At 73.9% G+C, this 2,549-nt stretch carries 2 protein-coding genes and 1 pseudogene; 2 read left to right on the top strand and 1 reads right to left on the bottom strand.

Translation table 11 applies throughout. The features are described from left to right. The first annotated feature begins 547 nt into the window (after window positions 1-547). Together MXD58_RS28800 and MXD58_RS28795 are read left to right on the top strand one after the other, a co-directional pair. Window positions 548-910, top strand: coding sequence for a hypothetical protein (locus MXD58_RS28800; protein ID WP_248840137.1), 363 nt, complete (start codon window positions 548-550; stop codon window positions 908-910). Between the two features lie 150 nt (window positions 911-1,060). After that, entirely contained in the window at window positions 1,061-2,014 is a 954-nt protein-coding gene (locus MXD58_RS28795; RefSeq protein WP_308302069.1) for a CE1 family esterase, read from the top strand. A gap of 35 nt (window positions 2,015-2,049) precedes the next feature. Here the strand turns inward: MXD58_RS28795 and MXD58_RS28790 are convergent. Continuing rightward, window positions 2,050-2,549 (bottom strand): annotated as a pseudogene (locus tag MXD58_RS28790) (hypothetical protein); the annotation flags it as partial.

Here is a 2,549-nt window from a genome sequence, read left to right as displayed (position 1 = left end):
CGGCTGGACCGACCGACCCGGACGTGCCGATCGACGCGGACATGCCGGTCGGCGGGGTGCCAGCCGGGCCTGCGGCGGCGCCGGCCGCGGCGCGGGGAGCGGTCCCGGCACCGCCGTCGAGGGCCGGTGCGCCCACGCCACCCCGCCAGCCAGAATCCGCGTCGGACAGGGAGTCCGCGACCAGACCGACTGCGCTGGAGCCGGTCTCGGGATCCGCTGTCCCGCCAGGGCCAGCCGGCCCGCTACCGCCGGTCCCCCGGCCCCCGTCGCACGGACCCCCGTGACCCACGCTCCCCACCCGCCTCTACCGTCTGGGGTAAGGACCAGTGGGTGCGCGTTAGGCGAACTACGGCGCGTTCGGCCCTCGGGTGGGGCACTCTGGGAGAGGTCCGGTTGTCGCAGGCCGGCCATCGACCAGATCGACCCACACCGCCTGATCCCGGAAATCCGACACTGCCAGGAGACCCGCCCGATCGATCTCGCTACGACCGATCTTCGCGGCAGCGGCCTCATCAACGTCACGAGTGGCGAGCGGAGGGACATCTCGGTGGACGAGCTCTCGGACATGGAGCGTTCCCGGCTGCTCCTCGGCTGGCTGGCGGCACGACGCGCGGTGGACAACTGTCTGTCCGACCTGCTCGCCGCCGGGCCCGCGGGAGAACGACGGGTTCGCGAATCGCTCGCGCTGGTGGACGATCTGGAGAGTCGCGCCCAGGAGGCGTTCGACCGCTACCGCACGGCCGCCCAGAGCACCCCGACGCCGGCGGTGCGACCGGCGGGCCGCTGGGCCCCGCCGCCGCCCGTGGCCGCGGCGGCGACGGAGCGCCCGCGGCTCAATGTGGTCCGCGCCCCCGAGGGGGATCTCGCCCGCAGCAGTTCCAACACGAAGAGTAATCACCGGCACCGGTAGCCCCCGTGACCGGGTCGGCGGGCCACAATGGCCACCGTGCCAGCCGTTCGCCGCCACCATGTCGTCGCGCTCTGGCTCCTTACCGTCCTGGTTCCCGCACTACTAGCAGTTACTGGCTGTGATGTAGCGAACGGGTCCCGCCGGGGTCAAGTGGTCCCCGAGCCCACCGCGACGGGCGGGCCGGACGCGTTCGAGCGCGCTGGGCGCGGCCTGCCGATCCGGATCACGCTGCCGCCGCCTGGTACTCCGACGCCGTACCCGCTCATCGTCGCTCTGCACAGCCTGTACTACGACGGCACCGACCCGAAGACGAACTGGGACCTCGACGGACTCGCCCGCGCCGAGGGCGTCGCGGTCCTCTATCCCGACGGGATCGGCAAGGCGTGGAACGCGGGCACCTGCTGCGGCGTCGCCGAGGCCGGCCACGTCGACGACGTCGGCTACCTGCGCGCGCTCATCGCGCACGTCAGCGAGAACTACCCGGTCGACCGCACCCGGGTCAGCCTGATCGGGCTGTCCAACGGCGGCATGCTCGCCTACCGGTACGCCTGCGAGCACGGCGACGAACTCGCGGGCATCGCCGTGGTCGCCGGCAGCCGCGAGGTGGCGCGCTGCCAGCCGGCCGCCCCGGTCACGCTCGTCGTCATCCACGGCGGCGCGGACGGCCACGTGCCCTACGGCGGCACCCCGTGGTCACCGGTGCTGAACACCGCGATCACCCCGGTGGAGGAGAGCATGGCGCCGTTCCGCGCGGTGGACCGCTGCGCGCTACCCACCCAGCCCGCGGACTCCGTTCTGACGGACCGGTACGGCGCGCCGTGGCACGCGCCGACGCCGACCCCGGTTCCCGTCCCCGACGGCGTGGCCCCCCCTCCCGGTGCCCCCGCCACGGCCCCGCTGACCAGCACCCAGGACACCGACCCGGCGGTCGCCCTCCGCCGCGAGACGCAGTGCGCGTCGTCCACTCGGGTCGTGCAGTACCTGCTGCCCTGGATGGCGCACGGCTGGCCGCCCGCGACCGGCGCGAACTCCTTCGCCACCGGCGGAGTGATCTGGAACGTGCTCGCGACGGCGCGCTCGGCGCGACCGGGGCCGCGGCTGTGAGCGCGGCCCGCGGCCCGCGGTGGTGACCGCCGGCGTCAGGCCGCCGGCGAGAACGAGGTGCGCAGCGCGCCCATGAGACTGTTGATGGACGCCGTGGCACTCGTGGCACCACGGACGATGAGCACGTAGATCGCGCCGTTCGCCGAGACAGTCCGCATCGCGTAGGACACCGGCTGGCCCTCCCGGGTGTAGGCGCCGGTGAGTTCCTGGGTCGGCTGACCGCTGCTGTCCGTGGTCGCGCTCACCGGGTTCTTCGTCAGCCCCGCCACCCCGGCGAACTCACCGGCCTGGACCTTGTCCAGCGCCGCCTTGGCATCGGACCCCGCCACCCGGGCGACGCCGATCATCGTCGGCCCGAACTCCGACGTCGTGCCAGGCTCGCCGTAGAAGATCCCGGTGTTGTCCCGGCGCTGCTTCCACACCGGCGGATGGGAGAAAGTCGCCTTCTGCACCGCGTCGGTCGAGGCGACCCAGTCGGCCGGGACGGCGACCTGGCCCGGGGCCGGGGGCGCCCCGCCGGCGGTCGCGGGCGCGG

This window comes from Frankia sp. AgKG'84/4, from assembly GCF_023242965.2.
In the GTDB taxonomy this organism is placed as follows: Bacteria; Actinomycetota; Actinomycetes; order Frankiales; family Frankiaceae; genus Frankia.
Note: the sequence above shows the minus strand (reverse complement) of the source record. Positions and strands in the feature narration are given on the sequence as shown.